Genomic DNA, 20,885 nt, shown 5'->3' on the forward strand with positions numbered 1-20,885 from the left:
GCCGCCCCTCGGGCGGCGGGGGCAGAGCCCCCCAAAAGTCTTGAAACAAGACTTTTGCGAAGAATTTTCCTTAAAATTCTTATAGGTCCCTGTCTGAGGGGTGTGCCCGGCAGCGGGCCTTGCCCGTTTTCTTCGAAGAAAACGGACCGGAATTTTCGAAAATTCCGGCTGGAGCCTCACCAGGTGCGCGCCAGCCGATCCGCCACGAAATCATAGAAGGCGCGCCCCTGTCCCTCGGCCGCGTAGGCCGCATTCAGCGCGGCCTTGTCCCGGAACACCCGCGCCGCGCGGTGCGCCATCTCCGGCGGCAGGTCCGAGGCCTCGAAGGCGCGCGCGTAGGCGGCATAGGCCGCGGCGACCCGGGCGGAGAAATCCTCCTGCGCGGTCGTACTGTCGCAGCGCAGGTGCAACTCGTAGGTCGCCTCGCCCAGCGGGGCGCTGCCGCCGAGGCGGGCCAGCAGGTCCACCGCATGGGCCACGTCCTGCGCGGGCAGGTCCGGGAAGGGCCGGGCGAGGGCGGCGGCCATCACCGGGTGAAAGCTTGCCCCCGTGGTGCCGAAAGTCTCCAGCGTGATCTCCGCGCGGGCGGTGCCCGGCAGGTCCAGCGCGGGCGCCGTGCCGCGCAGGATGCGCGTCCGCCCGAAGGCGGCGCCATGGGCCTGTGCCAGCGGCAGGAGCGCGGCGAGGTAGCCGGGCGCCCATGTGTCATCCGCATCGAGGAAGGCGTGCCACGCGCCCCGTGCGGCGGCGCGGGCGCGGTTGCGCGTGGCGCCCGGCCCGCTGGCCACCGGGCCGGGGGGCAGGCAGCGCAAGCCCGGCGTCTGGGACAGCAGGTCGCCATAGGCCTGCCCGTCGTCGGGGGCGAGGACGATCTCCACCGCCTCCGGGGGCAGGCCGCAGGTGGCGATGGAGCGCAGCGCGGCGGGCAGCGTCGCCGCGGCGTGGTAGGCGGGGATCAGGACGGAGACGAGTGGATCAGGCATCGGGCTTTTGGCTGGGGCGCCACAGGCGGGCCTGCAGGGCGACAGGACGGCGTTCCCCGGAAGCTAGGACATTTGCCGGGGGAGGCGAAGACTTTCGCGCGACATGGCGGTGGGCATGGTGCGGTACCCGTGGGGGACGGTGCAGGGGCGGTTTGCGCATGACCCTGTGCAGGGGAGCGCGAGGGGCCACGTGTAGGGGCGGCACGGGCAAGACGCGGCGCGGGGCAGCCCGCGCATGACCCGGTGCAGGGGGACAGGACGTGACCCGGTTGCCGAGCCGGTAGGGGCGGGAACCGACGTAGCGGGTGAACGAACGGATCGTTGTCCGCCACGAAAAAGGGCCGCCCTGTGCGGGCGGCCCTTCAGACCCTTGGTGCCGGAGACGCCCCCGGGGCAGGCGATCAGACGTGGATCGCGCCGTCGCCACAGGCGAGTGCTGCTTCGCGCACCGCTTCCGAGTAGGTCGGGTGGGCGTGGCAGGTCAGGGCGACGTCCTGCGCCGAGGCGCCGAATTCCATCGCCACGCAGATCTCGTGGATCATGTCGCCGGCTGCCGGCCCGATGATGTGGGCGCCGAGCACGCGGTCGGTGTCCTTGTCCGCGATGATCTTCACGAAGCCCTCGGAGGCGAAGACGGCTTTGGCGCGGGCGTTGCCCATGAAGGGGAACTTGCCGACCTTGTAGGCGCGGCCCTCGGCCTTCAGGCTCTCCTCGGTGGCGCCGACGGAGGCGACCTCGGGGTGGGTGTAGATCACGCCGGGGATGACCGAGTAGTTCACGTGGCCATGCTTGCCCGCGATGACCTCGGCGACGGCCATGCCTTCGTCCTCGGCCTTGTGGGCGAGCATCGGGCCGGTGATCGCGTCACCGATGGCATAGATGCCCTTCACGTTGGTGGCCCAGTGGGCGTCGGTCTTGACCTGACCGCGGTCGGTCATCTCGACACCGAGGTCGGCCAGGCCGAGGCCGTCGGTATAGGCCTTGCGGCCGGTCGCCACGAGCACGCAATCGGCGTCGAGCGTGTGCTCGCTCTCGTCCTTGCGCAGCTTGTAGGTCAGCTTGGCCTTGGTCTTGGTGGTCTCGACCGATTGCACGGCGGCGCCCAGGATGAACTCCATGCCCTGCTTCTTGAGGATCTTCTGCAGGTTCTTCTGCACCTCGCCGTCCATGCCGGGGGTGATGTTGTCGAGGAATTCGACCACCGTCACCTCGGCGCCGAGGCGCTTGTAGACCGAGCCCAGTTCGAGGCCGATCACACCGGCGCCGACCACGATCATCTTCTTTGGGATCTTCGGCAGCGCGAGCGCGCCGGTGCTGTCCACCACGAGGCCGGCCTCGTTGTCCACGGTGATCCCGGGCAGGGCGGAGGGCACGGAGCCGGAGGCCACGATGATGTTCTTGGCCTCGTGGGTTTCCTCACCGACCTTGACCTTGCCGGCGGCAGGGATAGAGCCCCAGCCCTTCAGCCAGTCGATCTTGTTTTTCTTGAACAGGAACTCGATGCCCTTGGTGTTCCCGTCCACGACCGACTGCTTGTACTCCTGCATGGTCGGCCAGTCGACGGAGGGGGATTTGCCCTTCAGGCCCATGGTGGCGAAGTTGTGCTCTGCCTCGTGCAACTGGTGCGTGGCGTGCAGCAGCGCCTTGGAGGGGATGCAGCCCACGTTCAGGCAGGTGCCGCCGAGGGTCTCGCGGCCTTCGACAACGGCGGTCTTGAGGCCGAGCTGCGCGCAGCGGATGGCAGCGACATAGCCGCCGGGGCCTGCGCCGATGACGATGACGTCGTATTGGGCCATGAGAGGTCTCCTTTGTCTTTGCGGCGCCTCTGCGCCGGATCGGTCTGGTCTGGGCCGGGGAGGGGGCGCTGCCCCCGCCGCGCATGGCGCGGCCCCCCGGAGTATTTCGGGAAAGATGAGGGCCCTAGAAGAGGGCCGCCACCAGCATGATGACGGTGGCCAGAAGGCCGAGCGCCCAGAGGTAGGACCTCCAGGGGGCCCAGCCGAAGGCATAGGCCGGAATATAGAGCACCCGGGCGGCGAGGTAGAGCCAGCCCATGGTGACGGTGAGGGGGCTGGCCGCCTCGCCCAGCACCACGACGAGCGTGGCGATGGTGAAGAGGATCAGCGCCTCGAAGTGGTTGTTCATCGCCCGGTGCAGGCGGCCCGTACGGCGCGACATCAGCAGATAGGGATTGCCCTGCGGCGCATCCTGCGGATCGCGCGGGCCCGTGGTGGTCTTCGTACCCAACTCAAGGTTCGCGGGCACCGCCATCAGGACGATCTGGCCGACCTGAAGCAGGGCCGCGAGGGCGAGAATTGTGAGATGCGGTTCCATCGCGGCCTCAGAGCACCGCGGCGACATACATCGCCGCCGTTGCGAAGAAGCCTGCGGAGAAGATCATCGAGCGCCAGGGCGCCCAGCCGTACTTGTAGGCCGGGATGTAGAGCCCGCGGGCCACGACGTAGATCGCGGCACAGAGCGCGGTGAACCAGCTGGCGCTGTCGGAGAGCAGCACGCAGACCACGGCCCCGATGAAGAGCGGGAAATTCTCGGTATGGTTGGCAAGTGCGCGGCGCAGGCGCATCGTGTCCTCGGCCAGCGGCGGCAGGTCGTCGCGCGGGCCGGCGTTGCCCTCCATCCCGACATCGCGGGTCAGCAGCTTCTGCGACCAGAAGACGAGCACGGCGTGTTCGACAGCCACGAGGGCGAGGGCGAGGAGTTCGGGTGTCATGTGAGGTCCTCCGTAAAGGTCTTCACCTGATCCGGAAGTCCATGAAGGCAAGAGCGGAAAACGGGCGCTGCGGCCGGTCGGGCGCAGGCAGAAAGAAGCGGGGCCCGGCGACACGCCCCTCCGCCGACGGCAGGAAGCCTGCCACCGGACGGAGACGCCGTTCTGCCGGGCCCCGTCATGATCTTACAGGTCCATCAGCAGGCGACGGGGATCTTCCAGCGCTTCCTTGACGCGCACGAGGAAGGTCACGGCGCCTTTGCCGTCGACGATGCGGTGGTCGTAGGACAGGGCGAGGTACATCATCGGGCGGATTTCCACCTTGCCGTTGATGGCCATCGGACGGTCCTGGATCTTGTGCATGCCGAGGATACCGGACTGCGGGGGGTTCAGGATCGGCGAGGACATCAGCGAGCCGTATACGCCGCCGTTCGAGATCGTGAAGGTGCCGCCCTGCATTTCCGCCATGGAGAGCTTGCCGTCCCGGGCGCGGGCGCCCTTCTCGGCGATGGCCTTCTCGATGTCGGCAAACGACATGGCATCGGCGTCACGGATGACGGGCACGACGAGACCGGTGGGCGTGCCCGCGGCGATGCCCATGTGCACGAAGTTCTTGTACACGATGTCGGTGCCGTCGATCTCGGCGTTGACCTCGGGGACCTCTTTCAGCGCGTGGCAGCAGGCCTTGGTGAAGAAGGACATGAAGCCGAGCTTCACGCCGTGTTTCTTCAGGAACAGGTCCTTGTACTCGTTGCGCAGCGCCATGACCTCGGTCATGTCCACCTCGTTGTAGGTGGTCAGCATGGCCGCGGTGTTCTGGCTGTCCTTCAGACGGCGGGCGATGGTCTGACGCAGGCGGGTCATCTTGACGCGCTCTTCGCGGGCCGCGTCGTCGGCGGCGACGGGCGCGCGCGGTGCGGCGGCCGGGGCGGGCGCTGCGGCGGCGGAGGTGCCGGCGGCGATGGCCTTGGCCACGTCTTCCTTCATGATGCGACCGTCACGGCCGGAGCCCGAGACCTGACCAGCCGAGAGGCCGGCCTCTGCCATGGCCTTCTTGGCCGAGGGCGCGTCCTCGACGTCCTTGCCCGACGATGCCGGCGCGGACGTGGTGGCGGCCGGAGCGGCAGCAGCGGCGGGGGCCGCGGCGGCGGCACCTTCGCCCGAGGAGATCACGGCCAGTTTGGCGGTGGCGTCGACGGTGGTGCCTTCGGGCGCCACGATCTCGGTCAGGGTGCCGGCTGCGGGCGAGGGCACTTCGACGGAGACCTTGTCGGTCTCCAGTTCGCAGAGCATCTCGTCCTGGGCGACGGTGTCGCCGACCTTCTTGAACCAGGTCGCCACGGTGGCTTCGGTCACGGATTCACCCAGCGTGGGGACCATGACGTCGACCGAGGCACCACCGGCGGCGGCGGGGGCCGCTGCGGCTTTCTCTTCGGCCTTGGGCTTCACTTCCTCGGGGCCGGCGTTGCCTTCTTCCGAGATGTTGCCCAGCAGGGCGTCGACGCCCACGGTCTCGCCTTCGGCGGCGACGATGTCGGCCAGCACGCCCGCGGCGGGGGAGGGGACCTCGACGGTCACCTTGTCGGTTTCCAGCTCGCAGAGCATCTCGTCCACGGCCACGGCATCACCGGGTTTCTTGAACCAGGTGGCCACCGTCGCTTCGGTGACGCTTTCACCCAGGGTGGGGACACGAATTTCGGTCGTCATGCGTCTTAGTTCCCTTTGACTGTCAGCGCGTCGTCAACGAGCGCTGCTTGCTGTGCTTTGTGCTGTGCGGCCAGGCCCGTTGCGGGCGAAGCCGAGGCGGCGCGGCCGGCGTAGACGGGCCGCTTGTGCTTGGCGTCGATGCGGCCCAGCACCCATTCGATGTTGGGCTCGATGAAGGTCCAGGCGCCCTGGTTCTTGGGCTCTTCCTGGCACCAGACCATCTCGGCGCCCTTGAAGCGTTCCAGCTCCTTGACCAGCGAGATCGCCGGGAAGGGATAGAACTGTTCGATCCGCAGCAGGTAGACGTCGTCGATCCCACGGGCGTCACGCTCTTCCAGCAGGTCGTAGTAGACCTTGCCCGAGCACATGACGACGCGCTTGATCTTGTCGTCCGCGGCCAGCTTGGTCTCCGAGTTGCCGTATTGGGCGTCATCCCAGAGCACGCGGTGGAAGCTGGAGCCGGTGGTGAAGTCCTCGGCCTTGCTGACCGCCAGCTTGTGGCGCAGCAGCGACTTCGGCGTCATCAGCACCAGCGGCTTGCGGAAGTCGCGGTGCAGCTGGCGGCGCAGGATGTGGAAGTAGTTCGCCGGCGTCGAGCAGTTGGCGACGATCCAGTTGTCCTGGCCGCACATCTGCAGGAAGCGCTCAAGGCGGGCCGAGGAGTGTTCCGGGCCCTGGCCTTCGTAGCCGTGGGGCAGGAGCATCACGAGGCCCGACATCCGCAGCCACTTCGATTCACCCGACGAGATGAACTGGTCGAACATGATCTGCGCGCCGTTGGCGAAGTCGCCGAACTGGGCTTCCCACATCACCAGCGCGTTGGGTTCGGCCAGCGAGTAGCCGTATTCGAAGCCCAGCACCGCGTACTCCGACAGCATCGAGTCGATGACCTCGTAGCGGGCCTGACCCTCGCGGATGTTGTTGAGCGGGTAGTAACGCTCTTCCGTCTCCTGGTTGATCAGGGCCGAGTGGCGCTGCGAGAAGGTGCCGCGGGTCGAGTCCTGGCCGGCCAGGCGAACCGGGTAGCCCTCGGTCAGCAGCGAGCCGAAGGCCAGTGCCTCACCGGTGGCCCAGTCGAAGCCTTCGCCGGTTTCGAACATCTTGGACTTGGCATCCAGCAGACGCTCCACCGTGCGGTGCAGCGGGTAGCCGGCGGGCGCGGAGGTCAGCGACTTGCCGATGTCCTGCATGGTCTCGGGCGCGATGGCGGTTTCGCCACGCTGGTACTCGTCCTTCTCGCGGTCGAGGCCCGACCACTTGCCGTCCAGCCAGTCAGCCTTGTTGGGCTTGTATTCCTTGCCGGCCTCGAACTCCTCGTTGAGGTGGGCCTGGAACGCGGCCTTCATGTCCTCGATCTCGCCCTCGGGGATGAGCCCGTCCTTCACGAGGCGATCAGTGTAGAGCGAAAGGGTCGTCTTATGACCCTTGATGTTCTTGTACATGATCGGGTTGGTGAACATCGGTTCATCGCCTTCGTTGTGACCGAAGCGGCGATAGCAGAAGATGTCGATGACCACGTCCTTGTGGAACTTCTGACGGAACTCGGTGGCCACCTTGGCGGCGTGCACCACGGCTTCCGGATCGTCCCCGTTCACGTGGAAGATCGGCGCCTCGACCACCAGGGCGTTGTCGGTGGGGTAGGGCGAGGAGCGCGAGAAGTGCGGCGCGGTGGTGAAGCCGATCTGGTTGTTCACGACGATGTGGATCGTGCCGCCGGTGCGATGCCCGACGAGGCCGGAGAGGCCGAAGCATTCTGCCACGACGCCCTGACCGGCGAAGGCCGCGTCACCGTGCAGCAGGATCGGGATCACCGCGGTGCGATCAGCGTCGTTCAACTGGGCCTGCTTGGCGCGGGCCTTGCCGAGGACCACCGGGTTCACCGCCTCGAGGTGCGAGGGGTTCGCCGTCAGCGACAGGTGGACGGAGTTGCCGTCGAACTCGCGGTCGGAGGAGGCGCCGAGGTGGTATTTGACGTCGCCGGAGCCGTCCACGTCCTCGGGCTTGAAGGAGCCGCCCTGGAATTCGTTGAAGATCGCGCGGTAGGGCTTGCTCATCACGTTGGCCAGCACCGAGAGGCGGCCGCGGTGAGGCATCCCGACCACGACTTCCTTGGCGCCGAGGTTGCCGCCCCGCTTGATGATCTGCTCCATCGCCGGGATCAGGGCCTCGCCGCCGTCGAGGCCGAAGCGCTTGGTGCCCATGTACTTGACGTGCAGGAACTTCTCGAAGCCTTCGGCCTCGACCAGCTTGTTCAGGATGGCGCGGCGGCCTTCACGGGTGAAGGTGATTTCCTTGCCGTAGCCCTCGATGCGCTCCTTCAGCCATGCCGACTGCTCGGGATCCGAGATGTGCATGTACTGCAGGGCGAAGGTGCCGCAATAGGTGCGCTTCACGATGTCCATGATCTGGCGCATCGTGGCGATCTGCAGACCCAGCACGTTGTCGATGAAGATCGGGCGATCCATGTCGGCATCGGTGAAGCCGTAGGACTTCGGGTCGAGCTCGGGGTGGGGGGTCTTGTCGCGCATCCCCAGCGGGTCGATGTCGGCGATCAGGTGGCCGCGGATCCGGTAGGCCCGGATGATCATCAGGGCGCGGATCGAATCCAGCACGGCGCGTTTCACAGCGTCGTCGGAGACCTCGACACCCTTGGCGGCGGCCTTTTCCTTGATCTTCTTGCCGGCGTCCTTGGCTTCCGCGGGGGCGGGCCACATCCCGTCGAGCGCGGCGGTCAGGTCGTCATTGGGCGTCGGCGGCCAGTCGGCGCGATCCCAGGAGGCGCCGGCGGCCTCTTTCTTCACATCGGTCCCGTCGTCACCGAGCGAGCTGAAGAAGGCCTGCCAAGCTTCGTCCACCGACGCGGGGTCGTTGGCATAGCGGGCATAGAGTTGTTCGAGGTATTCGGCGTTCTGCCCCTGCATGAAGCTGGAAGCATGGAAAATGTCGTTTGGAGACTGCTCGGTCATGAGGAGACCTCTTTGGGATTGGCGCCATATTGATTGGCGCCGGGTTGCGACGGGCGGGTGAGCCACCACAGGACGATCAGCGGTGACAGGATGAGGACGATCACGGCAAAGATCATGACGATGCCGAGGAGGCCGGTGAACAGGCCTTCGAAATTGCCGGTCGAGAGCGCATCGGCGGCGCCCATCATGGTGGCAAAGCTGATCACGCCCACGAGGGCGATCAGCGGGTAGAAGAGGTAGAGACCGGAGCGGCCGGTGTCGTGCATCCGCCGGAACCCTGCGGAAAGCATCGGGAGGAAGACGAAAAGCGACGCCAGGACGCTGGCGGGGCCGTCGCTGTCGGGTGAGACGCCGAAGACGGCCTTGTCGATGATGCTGGCAGCGAGGCCCAGCAGCAGCGTGAAGAGAAAGAAATACCAATACTCCGGCCGCGAGGCGCGTCCGGAGAACGTCACATACTTGCGCAGGCAGGTTCTGATGGCGTCAGAAAAACCCATGACCTTGGCTTTGCTTCGCTTCGTTGCGGATCTCCCGGCCCGGCGGTCCCGGATCGGGTCGTGCGTGGGGTGTCCCGGCCACAATATGGGGCCGGGACGCGAGAGGTCAGCCCTTGATGGCTTTCATCACGGCTTCGCCCAGAGTGGCGGGGCTGTCGGCAACGACGATCCCGGCCGACTTCATGGCCTCGATCTTCGATTCCGCGTCACCCTTGCCACCGGCGACGATGGCGCCGGCGTGGCCCATGCGGCGGCCCGGAGGGGCGGTGCGGCCCGCGATGAAACCGGCGGTCGGCTTCCAGCGGCCCTTCTTCTTCTCGTCCGCGAGGAACTGTGCGGCTTCCTCTTCGGCCGAGCCACCGATCTCGCCGATCATGATGATCGACTCGGTTTCCGGGTCCTTGAGGAACATTTCCAGCACTTCGAGGTGCTCGGTGCCCTTGATCGGGTCACCGCCGATGCCGACTGCCGAGGACTGGCCCAGACCGATGTCGGAGGTCTGCTTGACCGCCTCGTAGGTCAGGGTGCCCGAGCGCGACACGACGCCGACCGATCCACGCTTGTGGATGTGGCCGGGCATGATGCCGATCTTGCAGGCGCCGGGGGTGATGACACCGGGGCAGTTCGGGCCGATCAGGCGCGAGTTCGAGGTGCGCAGCGCGGCTTTCACCTTCATCATGTCCAGCACCGGGATACCCTCGGTGATGCAGACGATGAGCGGGATTTCCGCGTCGATCGCTTCCAGGATCGAGTCGGCCGCGAAGGGCGGCGGAACGTAGATCACGGTGGCATTCGCGCCGGTCTTCTCGACCGCCTCGGCCACGCCGTCGAAGACGGGCAGGCCCAGGTGCTCCATGCCGCCCTTGCCGGGGGTCACGCCGCCGACCATCTGGGTGCCATAGGCGATTGCCTGTTCGGAGTGGAAGGTGCCTTGCGAGCCGGTGAAGCCCTGGCAGATCACCTTGGTGTTTTCATCAACGAGAACTGCCATGGTTTCAGCCTTTCACTGCTTTGACGATTTTTTCGGCGCCGTCGGACAGGTTGTCTGCCGCGATCACGTTGAGGCCGGAGTTGGAGATGATCTCCTTGCCGAGCTCGACGTTGGTGCCTTCGAGGCGCACGACCAGCGGAACCTGCAGGCCGACCTCTTTCACCGCGGCGATCACGCCCTCGGCGATGACGTCGCAGCGCATGATGCCGCCGAAGATGTTCACCAGGATGCCCTTCACGTTCGGGTCCGAGGTGATGATCTTGAACGCTTCGGTCACTTTCTCCTTGGTGGCGCCGCCACCAACGTCGAGGAAGTTCGCGGGCTCTGCACCGTAGAGCTTGATGATGTCCATCGTCGCCATGGCGAGGCCTGCGCCGTTCACCATGCAGCCGATCTCACCGTCGAGCGCGATGTAGTTCAGGTCGTACTTGGAGGCCGCCAGTTCCTTGGCGTCTTCCTCGGTCTCGTCGCGCAGGGCGGCGATGTCGGCGTGGCGGTAGATCGCGTTGCCGTCGAAGCCGACCTTGGCGTCCAGCACCTTGAGGTTGCCATCGGGCATGACGATCAGCGGGTTGATTTCCAGCTGCTCCATGTCCTTGTCCATGAAGGCCTTGTACAGCTGGCCGATCAGCTTCACGCACTGCTTCATCGCCTGGCCTTCGAGGCCCAGCGAGAAGGCGACCTTGCGGCCGTGGAACGGCTGGTAGCCGGTCGCGGTGTTGATCGAGAAGGAGAGGATTTTCTCCGGGGTCGACGCGGCGACTTCCTCGATGTCCATGCCGCCCTCGGTGGAGCAGACGACGGACACGGAGGAGGTCTGACGGTCCACCAGCAGCGCGAGGTACAGCTCACGCTCGATGTCCGAACCCGCTTCGATGTAGATGCGGTTGACCTGCTTGCCCGCCGGACCGGTCTGGTGCGTCACCAGCGTGCGGCCGAGCATCTTCTTGGCTTCCTCGGCGGCTTCTTCCACCGACTTGGCAAGGCGGACACCGCCCTTTTCGCCAGCGTCGGCTTCCTTGAAGTGGCCCTTGCCGCGGCCGCCGGCGTGGATCTGCGCCTTGACCACCCAGAGCGGGCCGTCGAGCTCGCCTGCGGCCGTCTTGGCCTCCTCCGCTTTCAGTACTGCACGCCCGTCGGACACCGGCGCACCGTATTCGCGAAGCAGCGCCTTCGCCTGATATTCATGGATGTTCATGAACTCCGTCCCTCGTTGCTACGATTGCACCCGGTATAGCCACATCCTTGACGGGGGATGAACGGTTTTTTCCGCAGTACCGGGGAATTTCGCCGATTTTTCCGGGTTTGTGATCACACGCGAAAATGGTGTGATCACAAATGCCGTGGCGCCTCACTCCGGCGTGAGTGCCTGTGTCGAAAAGGTGGGCAAATCACCCTAGCGGGGCGAGTCGGTTCCCGATGTCTGCCCCGAGTCGCCCGTCGCCGCCCCTGATCCGGCCCAGTGGTAAACCCGCCCGGCACCGTCCTTCTCGCCCGTGTCGGTCACCCCGGGCAACTGGCCGGCGCGGACCGCGTCGAGGAAGGCGTGGCCCGACTGGACCTTCTCGCCGATGGGCAGCCCGGTCCAGTCCGGGCGCAGTTCGGCATAGTGGAAGGGCCGGGCGCGCGGCTGCCCAGGCGTCTGAGAACCTGTGCGAACCTTTCCTCCATGCCTCTCTCCTCTCTCCGGGGGCGACCCGCGGCGCAGCGTCTTCGAAAGTCGCCAAGACCCTCGCAAATGAAGGCCGCGCTGTCACCATCGGATTTGGCCGTGGCACCCACCCGGGGCATGCATGGCGGTCGCGGCAGGCGAAGCGCACGGAAAAAGGCGCCGGACAACCGGCGCCTTTTCCATTCGGACTGTGGTCGAGGCTTACGCCAGCGAACCGTCGATGCCCTTGCAAGCGTCGACCAGGCCTTTGACCGCGTCGACGGACTTGTCGAACATGGCCTGCTCTTCCTTGGTCAGCTTGATCTCGATGATCTTCTCGATGCCGCCGGCGCCGATCACGGTGGGCACGCCCACGTACATGTCCTTCACACCCAGCTCGCCGTCGCAGTAGGCGGCGCAGGGCAGGACGCGCTTTTGGTCTTTCAGGTAGGATTCAGCCATTTCGATGGCCGAGGTCGCGGGCGCGTAGAAGGCGGAACCGGTCTTCAGCAGGCCGACGATCTCTGCGCCGCCGTCCCGGGTGCGCTGCACGATGGCGTCCAGCTTGTCCTGGGTGGTCCAGCCCATGTCGACGAGGTCGGGCAGGGGGATGCCGCCGACGGTCGAGTAACGGACCGAGGGAACCATGGTGTCGCCGTGGCCGCCGAGCACGAAGGCGGTGACGTCCTTCATCGACACGCCGAACTCGACCGACAGGAAGTGACGGAAGCGGGCGGAGTCGAGGACACCGGCCATGCCGCAGACCTTCGAGGCCGGCAGGCCCGAGAACTTCTGCAGGGCCCAGACCATCGCGTCGAGCGGGTTGGTGATGCAGATGACGAAGGCGTCGGGGGCGTATTTGCCGATGCCTTCACCGACGGACTTCATGACCTTCAGGTTGATGCCCAGCAGGTCGTCGCGGCTCATGCCGGGCTTGCGCGGCACGCCGGCGGTCACGATGCAGACGTCTGCGCCTGCGATGTCCTCGTAGGACTGCGTGCCCATCAGCGACGCGTCGAAGCCCTCGGAGGGGCCGGACTCGGCGATGTCGAGTGCTTTGCCTTCGGGGGTCCCTTCAGCGATGTCGAACAGAACGACGTCGCCCAGTTCCTTCAGTGCAGCGAGGTGAGCGAGCGTGCCACCGATCTGACCTGCGCCGATCAGAGCAATCTTGGGTCTGGCCATTGGATTTCATCTCCGGTCCGGTTGAAAATCGCGGCAAGGCGTAGTCCCTTCCCCCTTGGTGCGCAAGGGTTTCACGCGGACGTTACGGCAGGAACCGCCCTAGACCACCTCCGCCGTTAGCGCTAGATCCGCGCTATTGCCCTGAAACCTGCCGTCCGGAGGCCCGCTTTTTTCATGCTCGATCTGACCCCGGCCTTTTTCGCCTTCGCGGTTCCCGCGGTGATCTTTTCCGGCATGTCGAAGGGGGGATTCGGGGGTGGTGCAGCCTTCGCGGCCTTAGCGATTCTGGCGCTCTACCTGCCGCCGCCGGTGGCGCTGGGGCTGATGCTGCCGCTCTTGATGCTGATGGATGTGACTGCGCTGCCGGGCTACTGGCGGCGCTGGAGCTGGCCCGACGCGGCCCCAATGCTCATGGGCGCTCTGCCCGGTGTGCTGCTGGGGGCGCTGCTGATGAAACACGCCGATCCAGATGTGTTCCGCCTGCTGATCGGGGTGATCTGCATCGCCTTCGTGGCCTGGCGTCTGGCGCAGGGGGCGGGGCTGATCCGGCTGGCGCGGATCGACCAGCCGCACAGGGGCTTCGCCGGGGCCGCGGGGATGGCGGTGGGCTTCACGTCCTTCATCAGTCACGCGGGCGGCCCGCCGGCGGCGGTCTACCTGCTGTCCCGCGGTCTCGACAAGATGACCTACCAGGCGACGACAGTGCTGCTTTTCTGGGCGGTCAACCTGATGAAAGTGGGCTTCTACGCCGGGGCCGGGGTCTTCAGCCTGTCGACGCTGACGGCCGATCTGATCCTCGCCCCGGTTGCGATGGTGGGCGTGGTGATCGGGATCAAGGCCCACAAGGTGGTATCCGAGACGCTCTTCTTCGGCATCACCTACACGCTGCTGACCTTCACCGGCATCCGGCTGATCTGGGTCGCTCTGGCCTAGGGCGGCCCCTAGGTGTCCTCGTCCTGCACGGGCAGCGCCTCTGCCAGCGTCTCGTAGGATTCGCCGCTCGCCACGAGGCAGGTGAGCCCGGAGGTCATCGTCACCGTGATGGTCCAGGTCCCGCTGTCGTCGGACGCAAAGACCTCCATTACCCCGTTGTTGGAGCCGAGGCCGATCGCGCGGCGCGTCTCTCCGTAGGTCGTGGCCAGACGGTCGAGCACCCTGTCGCGGGGGGCGCAGTTGCCCGCCTGCGCCGCGGCAGGCGCTGCCGTGAGAAGTAGGAGACAGGCGCCGAGCCCGCCGGGAGTACAGAGTTTCATCGTCAGTCCTTTCCGGTCCTGAAATGCGGGCCCTTGCAGGAGCAGGCGGACGTCCGGTCAGCCCCGCTCCGTGGCGACGACCTGCCTCCTCGATGGGGAGGGCCGGGCCGCGATGGTTCCGGGGGCCGGGCGGGCGACGGGGCCCTCCATTCCCTGTCAGCCTGCCTGACAAGGGACGAAGACAAGGTTAATGTCGGGGGCGTTGCTGCGCCTGCCGTCGAATTTCTCTGCGCTGCGGCAGAATTTCTCTTGAACAATTGAGTTAAAAAGTGCCAAACCCGCGCAAGATTATTGCCGAGACATGGCGATCCCAGGAGGAACCCGATGACACTTGACGCCACGACCCGTCCCTATCGCTCCGTGCTCTACATCCCCGGCTCGAAGGAGCGGGCGCTCGACAAGGCGCGGTCGCTGCCGGTGGATGCGATCATCTTCGATCTCGAGGATGCGGTGACGCCCGATGCCAAGGCCGAGGCGCGCGAGACGCTGAAGGCGGCGCTGGCCGAGGGGGGCTATGGCGCCAAGGCCAAGATCATCCGGATCAACGGTCTGGACACCGACTGGGGCGCAGACGACGTGGCCACGCTGAAGGACAGCGGGGCGGATGCCTTCCTGCTGCCCAAGGTGAATTCCGCCGCCGACATCCAGGCACTTTCGGACATCCTCGGTACCGAAACGGCGATCTGGGCGATGATCGAGACGCCGCTCGGCGTGCTGAACGCGCTGGAGATCGCGGCCCATCCGCAGCTGACCGGCTTCGTCGCGGGGACCAACGACCTCGCCAAGGAGCTCAACTGCCGCGGCCGGGCGGATCGCTTGCCGATGATGTTCGCGCTGCAGCAGATGCTGCTGGCCGCGCGCGCCCACGGGGTGATCGCGGTGGATGGGGTCTACAACCAGTTCAAGGACGAGGAAGGCCTGCGCATCGAATGCGACCAGGGCCGCGACCTCGGCTTCGACGGCAAGACCCTGATCCACCCGGCGCAGGTCGAGGTGACCAATGCCGCCTTCGCCCCCTCCGACGCCGAGGTGGACCTGGCGAAACGCCAGATCGCCGCCTTCGAGGAGACCGAGAAGGCCGGGCAGGGCGTGGCCGTGGTGGATGGCAAGATCGTCGAGAACCTGCACGTGGAAACCGCCCGCAAGACTCTGGCCAAGGCCGAGGCGATTGCACAGCTGGGCTGAGACCGTCAGGGTGGGGGCGAGCGCGGGCTGAGCCCCGCCGCAACCCCTCTGGCAGCAGGTGCTCCTCATGATCCTCCTCATCCTTGGTATACTTCTCTGGGTCCTCGCCCATCTCTTCAAGCGCATCGCCCCCGAGAAGCGGGCGGCGATGGGCGCGAAGGGGCGCGGCCCCGTCGCCATCGGTGTCGGGCTGGGGCTGATCTGCATGATCCTCGGCTATCGCTGGGCGCCCTTCGTCAATGTCTGGTACCCGCCTGCCTTCTTCACCCACATCAACAACCTGCTGATGCTGCTGGCAGTTTTCGCCTTCGCGATCAGCGAATCGAAGGGCGCGCTGAAGGCCAGGTTCCGGCATCCCCAGCTGAGCGCGGTGATCCTCTGGGGGATCGCGCACCTGATGGTGAACGGCGATCTGGCCTCGATCCTGCTCTTCGGCTCCATGCTTCTCTGGGCCGTGGCCGAGATCGTGCTGATCAACCGTGCCGGCCCATGGGAGCGCCCCGCCGCAGGGTCGCCCAAGCGCGACCTCATCACCCTGGCCGCGACGATCGTGGCCTTTGTCGTCATCACGCTGATCCACGGCTGGATCGGCCCGTCACCTTTCCCGGGATAATCTCATGAAAGCCTATCGTCTCCTGACCGAAGTCGACACCTCCGCCTTCTGCCACAAGGTTTCCGAAGCCCTGTCCAAGGGCTGGGAGCTTTATGGCGATCCCTCCTATGCCTTCGACGCCGCGGCGGGCGTGATGCGCTGTGCGCAGGCGGTGACCAAGGAGGTCGACGCGGAATACACCCCCGACACCAAGCTGGGGCAGCTGTGATGAGCAAGACCAATCCGGGACGTTTCTTCGAGGATTACGCCGTCGGTCAGGTCATCGACCACGCGGTGCCGCGCACCGTCGGGCAGGGGGAGCGGGCGCTCTATCATGCCCTCTACCCGGCGCGCCACGCGCTCTATTCCTCCGACGCCTTCGCGCAGGCCTGCGGCCTGCCGGCCTCGCCGCTGGATGACCTCGCGGCCTTCCACGTGGTCTTCGGCAAGACCGTGCCGGATGTCTCGCTCAACGCGGTGGCGAACCTCGGCTATGCCGAGGGCCGCTGGCTGAAACCGGTCTGGCCCGGCGACACGCTGCGCTCCCGCTCCGAGGTGATCGGGCTCAAGCAGAACTCAAACGGCAAGTCCGGCGTGGTCTATGTCCGCACCTCCGGTCTGAACCAGCACGGCGAGACCGTGATGGACTACGTCCGCTGGGTCATGGTGCGCAAAGGCGACCTCGACGCGCCCGCGCCCGAGACGGTGCTGCCGGAGTTGAAGCCGGTTCTGGCGGCGGAGGACCTCGTGATCCCCGAGGGGCTAGACTTCACCGGCTACGATTTCACGCTGGCCGGTGAGCCGCACCGCTGGGGCGATTACGCGGTAGGCGAGGTGATCGACCACGTCGATGGCGTCACCATCGAGGAGGCCGAGCACATGATCGCCACGCGCCTCTGGCAGAACACGGCCAAGGTGCATTTCGACGCGACTTTCCGGCCCGACGGGCAGCGGCTGATCTATGGCGGGCACATCATCTCGATGGCGCGGGCGCTGTCCTTCAACGGGCTGGCGAATGCGCAGATGATCGTCGGGCTGAACGGCGGGGCCCATGCAAACCCCTGTTTTTCCGGGCTGACCGTCAAGGCGTGGTCCGAGGTGCTGGACAAGGCCGAGACCCCGGCCCCCGGCGTCGGCGCCCTGCGCCTGCGGCTGGTGGCGACCACCGGCGCCCCTGCCGGTGCGCTGAAGGGCGAGGACGGAAAGTACCTGCCCGAGGTGCTGCTGGACCTCGACTACTGGGCCCTGATCCCGGTCTGAGGATCGGCGGGCGGGCCCTGTAGACGGGGCCCCGGGCCACCGCCTGCGCGACGGCACGAAACACCACGGCTAGGGCGGCGACGGGCCGCCCGCCAGCGGTCAAGGACCGCCCGGAACGCGCCCGACGCTTGCGGGAAAGGCCGCCAGCCGTTCAAATGACAACAAGAATCAACGCGTAAAACCTAGCAAATCACTCGGAATTCACGCTCTCGGATTTGTTGCACATTTTGTGATCACACAAATAAAATCTGTGATCACAACTCGAAAATTATTTATGTGCCACTGTCAAATTCTTGGGACTGCGACCCCCGGAGAGGATGACAAGCGGGGGCGCTTCTGCGTAAACCGATGCCCGAGGGAAATACGGAAAGGACATCTCATGGCTGATGTGAACCGTGGCAATCGCCCACTCTCCCCTTTCATGCTCGGGCAGTACTACCGCCCCCAGATGACGTCGATCTCGTCCATCATGGTCCGCATCACCGGCATCGCGACGCTTGGCTTCGCTTTCCTGCTGGTCTGCTGGTTCCTTGCTGCGGCCAGCTCGCCCGAGGCCTTCGCGGTCGCGGACGGCCTGCTGACCAGCTGGTTCGGTGACCTGCTGATGCTGCTGGCGACCTGGGCCATCTGGTACCACATGCTGGGCCGCCTGCGGCACGTGATCTGGGATCTGGGCTATTGCATCGAAATTCCGGTGTCGGAGAAAATGGGCTGGGGCATGTTCATCGGCGCCACCGTTCTGACGCTCTTCACGATCATCGTGGTGTAAGGAGACAGCTCATGCGATTTCTGACTGACCGCAAGCGCGCACAGGGTCTGGGCTCCGGCCGGACCGGGACCGAACACCACTGGAAAGCGATGATCAGCTCGGCCGTGATGGTCGTGCTCGTGCCGCTCTTCGTCTTCACCTTCGGCGCGGGCCTTGGCGGCAGCTACGAAGAGGTCCTCGCCTACTTCGGGCGCCCCTGTCCGGCGATCATCACCGCGCTGACCGCGATCGTGGTGATCCTGCACTGCAAGGGCGAAGCAGACGAGGCCATCATCGACTACGTCCACGGCACGCCGGGCAAACTGCTGCTCGTCGCCGTGCAGGCGTTTTCCTACGCCATGATCGTCGCGGTGCTCTTCGCGCTGGTCAAACTGGCACTCTAATTCGCGGGTTGAAGGAAAAGAAAACATGACGGCAGCTTACCAATACGAGACGCATGAATATGACGTCGTGGTCGTCGGGGCTGGCGGTGCAGGGCTGCGCGCGACCCTCGGCATGGCCGAACAGGGCCTGCGTACGGCCTGCGTGACCAAGGTCTTCCCGACTCGATCCCACACCGTCGCCGCACAGGGCGGCATTGCCGCGTCGCTGTCCAACATGGGCCCCGACAACTGGCAGTGGCACATGTACGACACCGTGAAGGGCTCCGACTGGCTCGGCGACACCGACGCGATGGAATACCTCGCCCGCGAGGCGCCCAAGGCGGTCTACGAGCTGGAGCACTACGGTGTGCCCTTCAGCCGGACCGAAGAAGGCAAGATCTACCAGCGTCCCTTCGGCGGTCACACCACCGAATTCGGTGAAGGCCCGCCCGTGCAGCGCACCTGCGCCGCGGCGGACCGGACCGGCCACGCCATCCTGCACACGCTCTACGGCCAGTCGCTGAAGAACAACGCAGAGTTCTACATCGAGTATTTCGCGATCGACCTGGTCATGTCGGACGACGGCGTCTGCCAGGGTGTGGTCTGTTGGAAGCTCGACGACGGCACGATGCACGTCTTCTCGGCCAAGATGGTCGTTCTGGCCACCGGCGGTTACGGCCGGGCCTACTTCTCGGCCACCTCGGCGCACACCTGCACCGGTGACGGCGGCGGCATGGTGGCCCGTGCGGGCCTCGCGCTGCAGGACATGGAATTCGTCCAGTTCCACCCGACCGGCATCTACGGTTCGGGCTGCCTCATCACCGAGGGCGCGCGCGGCGAAGGCGGGTACCTGACCAACTCCGAAGGCGAACGGTTCATGGAGCGCTATGCGCCCCAGTACAAGGACCTGGCGCCCCGCGACTACGTCTCGCGCTCCATGACCATGGAGATCCGCGAAGGCCGCGGCGTGGGCGAGCATGGCGACCACATCCACCTGAACCTCTCGCACCTGCCTGCCGAGGCGCTCGCCGAGCGTCTGCCGGGCATCTCCGAGAGCGCGAAGATCTTCGCCGGCGTGGACGTGACCAAGGAGCCGATCCCGGTTCTGCCGACCGTGCACTACAACATGGGCGGTATCCCGACCAACTACTGGGGTGAGGTGCTGAACCCGACCGCAGAGAACCCCACCGGGGTCGTGCCCGGCCTGATGGCCGCGGGCGAGGCGGGCTGTGCCTCGGTGCACGGCGCGAACCGTCTCGGCTCGAACTCGCTGATCGACCTCGTGGTCTTCGGCCGGGCCGCCTCGATCCGTGCCGGCCAGATCGTCGATCCGTCCAAGCCGAACCCGACGCTCAACAAGGCGTCGATCGACAAGGCCTTCGACCGGTTCGATTACTTCCGCAACGCCAAGGGTGGCGTCACGACCGCAGAACTGCGGCTGGAGATGCAGCGCACCATGCAGGCCGACGCGGCGGTGTTCCGGACCGACAAGACGCTGAAGGAAGGCGTCACCAAGATGACCGAGATCGCCAAGAAGCTGCCCGACGTCTCCGTGACGGACCGGTCGCTGATCTGGAACTCGGACCTGATGGAAACGCTGGAACTCACCAACCTCATGCCGAACGCGATGGCCACCATCGTTGGGGCAGAGGCGCGCAAGGAAAGCCGCGGGGCGCACGCCCACGAGGACTATGCCACCCGCGACGACGAGAACTGGCGCATCCACTCGGTGGCCCATGTCGATGGTGCAGACGTGAAGCTGACCTACCGGCCGGTGATCGTCGACCCGCTGACCACCGAAGACGAGGGCGGCATCTCGCTCAAGAAAATCGCGCCCAAGGCGCGGACGTTCTAAGGAGGACGATATGGTACAATTCTCGCTCCCCAAGAACTCGAAGCTGAAGACCGGCAAGACCTGGCCCAAGCCCGAGGGTGCCACCAATGTCCGCAAGTTCCAGGTCTATCGCTGGAGCCCGGACGACGGTGAAAACCCCCGTGTCGACACCTACTTCCTCGACATGGACAAGTGCGGCCCGATGGTGCTGGACGCGCTGATCAAGATCAAGAACGAGATCGACCCGACGCTCACCTTCCGGCGCTCCTGCCGGGAGGGGATCTGCGGCTCCTGCGCGATGAACATCGACGGGATCAACACGCTGGCCTGCATCTACGGTCTCGACGAGATCAAGGGCGACGTGCGGATCTACCCGCTGCCGCACATGGCGGTGGTCAAGGACCTGATCCCCGACCTGACGCATTTCTACGCGCAGCATGCCTCGATCATGCCCTGGCTCGAGACCAAGACCAACCGCCCCGCCAAGGAGTGGAAACAGTCGATCGAGGATCGCAAGAAACTCGACGGTCTCTACGAGTGCGTGATGTGCGCCTCCTGTTCGACGGCCTGCCCGTCCTACTGGTGGAATTCCGACCGCTACCTCGGCCCGGCCGCGCTGCTCCACGCCTACCGCTGGATCATCGACAGCCGCGACGAGGCCACCGGCGAGCGTCTGGACGAACTTGAAGACCCCTTCAAGCTCTACCGCTGCCACACGATCATGAACTGCGCGAAGACCTGCCCGAAGGGTCTGAACCCGGCAAAAGCGATCGCGTCGATCAAGCAGATGATGGTGGAACGCGCGGTCTGATCCGCGCAGGTCCCCTTGGAAAACAAGGTAAAGCCCCGCAATCGCGGGGCTTTTCTGCATCTGCGAGATACCTTTGCACCTGCAGCATAACGGCTTTGAGAGATTGGCCGA

The 20,885-nt window shown here is 65.8% G+C and carries 20 protein-coding genes; 9 read left to right on the forward strand and 11 right to left on the reverse strand.

Annotated features, from left to right (window positions below):
- Window positions 1–176: 176 nt before the first annotated feature.
- The 10 genes from ACX9MO_RS11775 to mdh form a co-directional block, all read right to left on the reverse strand.
- A complete protein-coding gene (locus tag ACX9MO_RS11775; protein ID WP_462211975.1) occupies window positions 177–983 on the reverse strand; it encodes a glycosyltransferase in 807 nt (268 codons plus the stop codon).
- A gap of 401 nt (window positions 984–1,384) precedes the next feature.
- Window positions 1,385–2,779: a dihydrolipoyl dehydrogenase gene (lpdA, locus tag ACX9MO_RS11780; protein ID WP_462211976.1), complete on the reverse strand. Its 1,395-nt coding sequence runs from the start codon at window positions 2,777–2,779 to the stop codon at window positions 1,385–1,387.
- Window positions 2,780–2,903: 124 nt separating this feature from the next.
- On the reverse strand, window positions 2,904–3,317 hold the full coding sequence (locus ACX9MO_RS11785) for an MAPEG family protein (protein WP_462211977.1): 414 nt from the start codon (window positions 3,315–3,317) through the stop codon (window positions 2,904–2,906).
- Between the two features lie 7 nt (window positions 3,318–3,324).
- On the reverse strand, window positions 3,325–3,714 hold the full coding sequence (locus tag ACX9MO_RS11790; RefSeq protein ID WP_462211978.1) for an MAPEG family protein: 390 nt from the start codon (window positions 3,712–3,714) through the stop codon (window positions 3,325–3,327).
- Window positions 3,715–3,897: 183 nt separating this feature from the next.
- Window positions 3,898–5,418 carry a 2-oxoglutarate dehydrogenase complex dihydrolipoyllysine-residue succinyltransferase gene (gene odhB / locus ACX9MO_RS11795; protein ID WP_462211979.1) on the reverse strand — a complete coding sequence of 507 codons (1,521 nt, stop codon included), beginning with the start codon at window positions 5,416–5,418 and terminating at the stop codon, window positions 3,898–3,900.
- A 5-nt stretch (window positions 5,419–5,423) separates the two neighbouring features.
- The gene (locus ACX9MO_RS11800) at window positions 5,424–8,384 is read right to left on the reverse strand and encodes a 2-oxoglutarate dehydrogenase E1 component (protein ID WP_462211980.1); all 2,961 of its coding nucleotides are present in this window, start codon (window positions 8,382–8,384) and stop codon (window positions 5,424–5,426) included.
- The gene (locus tag ACX9MO_RS11805; protein WP_222493328.1) at window positions 8,381–8,881 is read right to left on the reverse strand and encodes a DUF805 domain-containing protein; all 501 of its coding nucleotides are present in this window, start codon (window positions 8,879–8,881) and stop codon (window positions 8,381–8,383) included. Before ACX9MO_RS11805 ends, ACX9MO_RS11800 begins: the two co-directional genes overlap by 4 nt.
- A 106-nt stretch (window positions 8,882–8,987) precedes the next feature.
- Entirely contained in the window at window positions 8,988–9,872 is an 885-nt protein-coding gene (gene sucD, locus ACX9MO_RS11810; protein ID WP_222493326.1) for a succinate--CoA ligase subunit alpha, read from the reverse strand.
- Between the two features lie 4 nt (window positions 9,873–9,876).
- A complete protein-coding gene (gene sucC / locus ACX9MO_RS11815; protein ID WP_222493324.1) occupies window positions 9,877–11,070 on the reverse strand; it encodes an ADP-forming succinate--CoA ligase subunit beta in 1,194 nt (397 codons plus the stop codon).
- 675 nt (window positions 11,071–11,745) lie between these two features.
- A complete protein-coding gene (gene mdh / locus ACX9MO_RS11820; protein ID WP_222493320.1) occupies window positions 11,746–12,708 on the reverse strand; it encodes a malate dehydrogenase in 963 nt (320 codons plus the stop codon).
- Window positions 12,709–12,882: 174 nt separating this feature from the next.
- Here mdh and ACX9MO_RS11825 point away from each other — a divergent pair, with 174 nt between their 5' ends.
- Window positions 12,883–13,641 carry a sulfite exporter TauE/SafE family protein gene (locus tag ACX9MO_RS11825; RefSeq protein ID WP_462211981.1) on the forward strand — a complete coding sequence of 253 codons (759 nt, stop codon included), beginning with the start codon at window positions 12,883–12,885 and terminating at the stop codon, window positions 13,639–13,641.
- An 8-nt stretch (window positions 13,642–13,649) separates the two neighbouring features.
- Here ACX9MO_RS11825 and ACX9MO_RS11830 read toward each other — a convergent pair whose 3' ends face one another.
- Window positions 13,650–13,961, reverse strand: a complete 312-nt coding sequence (locus ACX9MO_RS11830; protein WP_462211982.1) for a hypothetical protein — start codon at window positions 13,959–13,961, stop codon at window positions 13,650–13,652.
- 324 nt (window positions 13,962–14,285) lie between these two features.
- On the opposite strand from ACX9MO_RS11830, the gene ACX9MO_RS11835 reads away from it, so the two are divergent.
- The 8 genes from ACX9MO_RS11835 (at window position 14,286) to ACX9MO_RS11870 (ending at window position 20,774) form a co-directional block, all read left to right on the forward strand.
- Window positions 14,286–15,146: an HpcH/HpaI aldolase/citrate lyase family protein gene (locus ACX9MO_RS11835; protein WP_462211983.1), complete on the forward strand. Its 861-nt coding sequence runs from the start codon at window positions 14,286–14,288 to the stop codon at window positions 15,144–15,146.
- Window positions 15,147–15,213: 67 nt separating this feature from the next.
- Window positions 15,214–15,759 carry an NnrU family protein gene (locus tag ACX9MO_RS11840; protein ID WP_462211984.1) on the forward strand — a complete coding sequence of 182 codons (546 nt, stop codon included), beginning with the start codon at window positions 15,214–15,216 and terminating at the stop codon, window positions 15,757–15,759.
- Window positions 15,760–15,763: 4 nt separating this feature from the next.
- The gene (locus tag ACX9MO_RS11845; protein ID WP_222493311.1) at window positions 15,764–15,967 is read left to right on the forward strand and encodes a DUF1737 domain-containing protein; all 204 of its coding nucleotides are present in this window, start codon (window positions 15,764–15,766) and stop codon (window positions 15,965–15,967) included.
- Window positions 15,967–16,998 (forward strand): MaoC family dehydratase, encoded by a 1,032-nt coding sequence (locus ACX9MO_RS11850; RefSeq protein ID WP_462211985.1) that lies wholly within the window; start codon window positions 15,967–15,969, stop codon window positions 16,996–16,998. The genes ACX9MO_RS11845 and ACX9MO_RS11850 overlap by 1 nt, the downstream gene beginning before the upstream one ends.
- A 379-nt stretch (window positions 16,999–17,377) precedes the next feature.
- Window positions 17,378–17,767 (forward strand): succinate dehydrogenase, cytochrome b556 subunit, encoded by a 390-nt coding sequence (gene sdhC / locus ACX9MO_RS11855; protein ID WP_462211986.1) that lies wholly within the window; start codon window positions 17,378–17,380, stop codon window positions 17,765–17,767.
- Between the two features lie 11 nt (window positions 17,768–17,778).
- Entirely contained in the window at window positions 17,779–18,150 is a 372-nt protein-coding gene (gene sdhD, locus ACX9MO_RS11860; RefSeq protein ID WP_222493306.1) for a succinate dehydrogenase, hydrophobic membrane anchor protein, read from the forward strand.
- 25 nt (window positions 18,151–18,175) lie between these two features.
- The gene (gene sdhA / locus ACX9MO_RS11865; RefSeq protein ID WP_462211987.1) at window positions 18,176–19,984 is read left to right on the forward strand and encodes a succinate dehydrogenase flavoprotein subunit; all 1,809 of its coding nucleotides are present in this window, start codon (window positions 18,176–18,178) and stop codon (window positions 19,982–19,984) included.
- 10 nt (window positions 19,985–19,994) lie between these two features.
- A complete protein-coding gene (locus ACX9MO_RS11870; RefSeq protein WP_222493302.1) occupies window positions 19,995–20,774 on the forward strand; it encodes a succinate dehydrogenase iron-sulfur subunit in 780 nt (259 codons plus the stop codon).
- Window positions 20,775–20,885 lie beyond the last annotated feature (111 nt).

Source organism: Pseudooceanicola profundus, assembly GCF_054919315.1.

Bases quoted from the DNA above. Each gene is read 5' to 3' on its own strand.
- ACX9MO_RS11775 (WP_462211975.1), bottom strand. From the start codon at position 983: ATGCCTGATCCACTCGTCTCCGTCCTGATCCCCGCCTACCACGCCGCG.
- lpdA (WP_462211976.1), bottom strand. From the start codon at position 2,779: ATGGCCCAATACGACGTCATCGTCATCGGCGCAGGCCCCGGCGGCTAT.
- ACX9MO_RS11785 (WP_462211977.1), bottom strand. From the start codon at position 3,317: ATGGAACCGCATCTCACAATTCTCGCCCTCGCGGCCCTGCTTCAGGTC.
- ACX9MO_RS11790 (WP_462211978.1), bottom strand. From the start codon at position 3,714: ATGACACCCGAACTCCTCGCCCTCGCCCTCGTGGCTGTCGAACACGCC.
- odhB (WP_462211979.1), bottom strand. From the start codon at position 5,418: ATGACGACCGAAATTCGTGTCCCCACCCTGGGTGAAAGCGTCACCGAA.
- ACX9MO_RS11800 (WP_462211980.1), bottom strand. From the start codon at position 8,384: ATGACCGAGCAGTCTCCAAACGACATTTTCCATGCTTCCAGCTTCATG.
- ACX9MO_RS11805 (WP_222493328.1), bottom strand. From the start codon at position 8,881: ATGGGTTTTTCTGACGCCATCAGAACCTGCCTGCGCAAGTATGTGACG.
- sucD (WP_222493326.1), bottom strand. From the start codon at position 9,872: ATGGCAGTTCTCGTTGATGAAAACACCAAGGTGATCTGCCAGGGCTTC.
- sucC (WP_222493324.1), bottom strand. From the start codon at position 11,070: ATGAACATCCATGAATATCAGGCGAAGGCGCTGCTTCGCGAATACGGT.
- mdh (WP_222493320.1), bottom strand. From the start codon at position 12,708: ATGGCCAGACCCAAGATTGCTCTGATCGGCGCAGGTCAGATCGGTGGC.
- ACX9MO_RS11825 (WP_462211981.1), top strand. From the start codon at position 12,883: ATGCTCGATCTGACCCCGGCCTTTTTCGCCTTCGCGGTTCCCGCGGTG.
- ACX9MO_RS11830 (WP_462211982.1), bottom strand. From the start codon at position 13,961: ATGAAACTCTGTACTCCCGGCGGGCTCGGCGCCTGTCTCCTACTTCTC.
- ACX9MO_RS11835 (WP_462211983.1), top strand. From the start codon at position 14,286: ATGACACTTGACGCCACGACCCGTCCCTATCGCTCCGTGCTCTACATC.
- ACX9MO_RS11840 (WP_462211984.1), top strand. From the start codon at position 15,214: ATGATCCTCCTCATCCTTGGTATACTTCTCTGGGTCCTCGCCCATCTC.
- ACX9MO_RS11845 (WP_222493311.1), top strand. From the start codon at position 15,764: ATGAAAGCCTATCGTCTCCTGACCGAAGTCGACACCTCCGCCTTCTGC.
- ACX9MO_RS11850 (WP_462211985.1), top strand. From the start codon at position 15,967: ATGAGCAAGACCAATCCGGGACGTTTCTTCGAGGATTACGCCGTCGGT.
- sdhC (WP_462211986.1), top strand. From the start codon at position 17,378: ATGGCTGATGTGAACCGTGGCAATCGCCCACTCTCCCCTTTCATGCTC.
- sdhD (WP_222493306.1), top strand. From the start codon at position 17,779: ATGCGATTTCTGACTGACCGCAAGCGCGCACAGGGTCTGGGCTCCGGC.
- sdhA (WP_462211987.1), top strand. From the start codon at position 18,176: ATGACGGCAGCTTACCAATACGAGACGCATGAATATGACGTCGTGGTC.
- ACX9MO_RS11870 (WP_222493302.1), top strand. From the start codon at position 19,995: ATGGTACAATTCTCGCTCCCCAAGAACTCGAAGCTGAAGACCGGCAAG.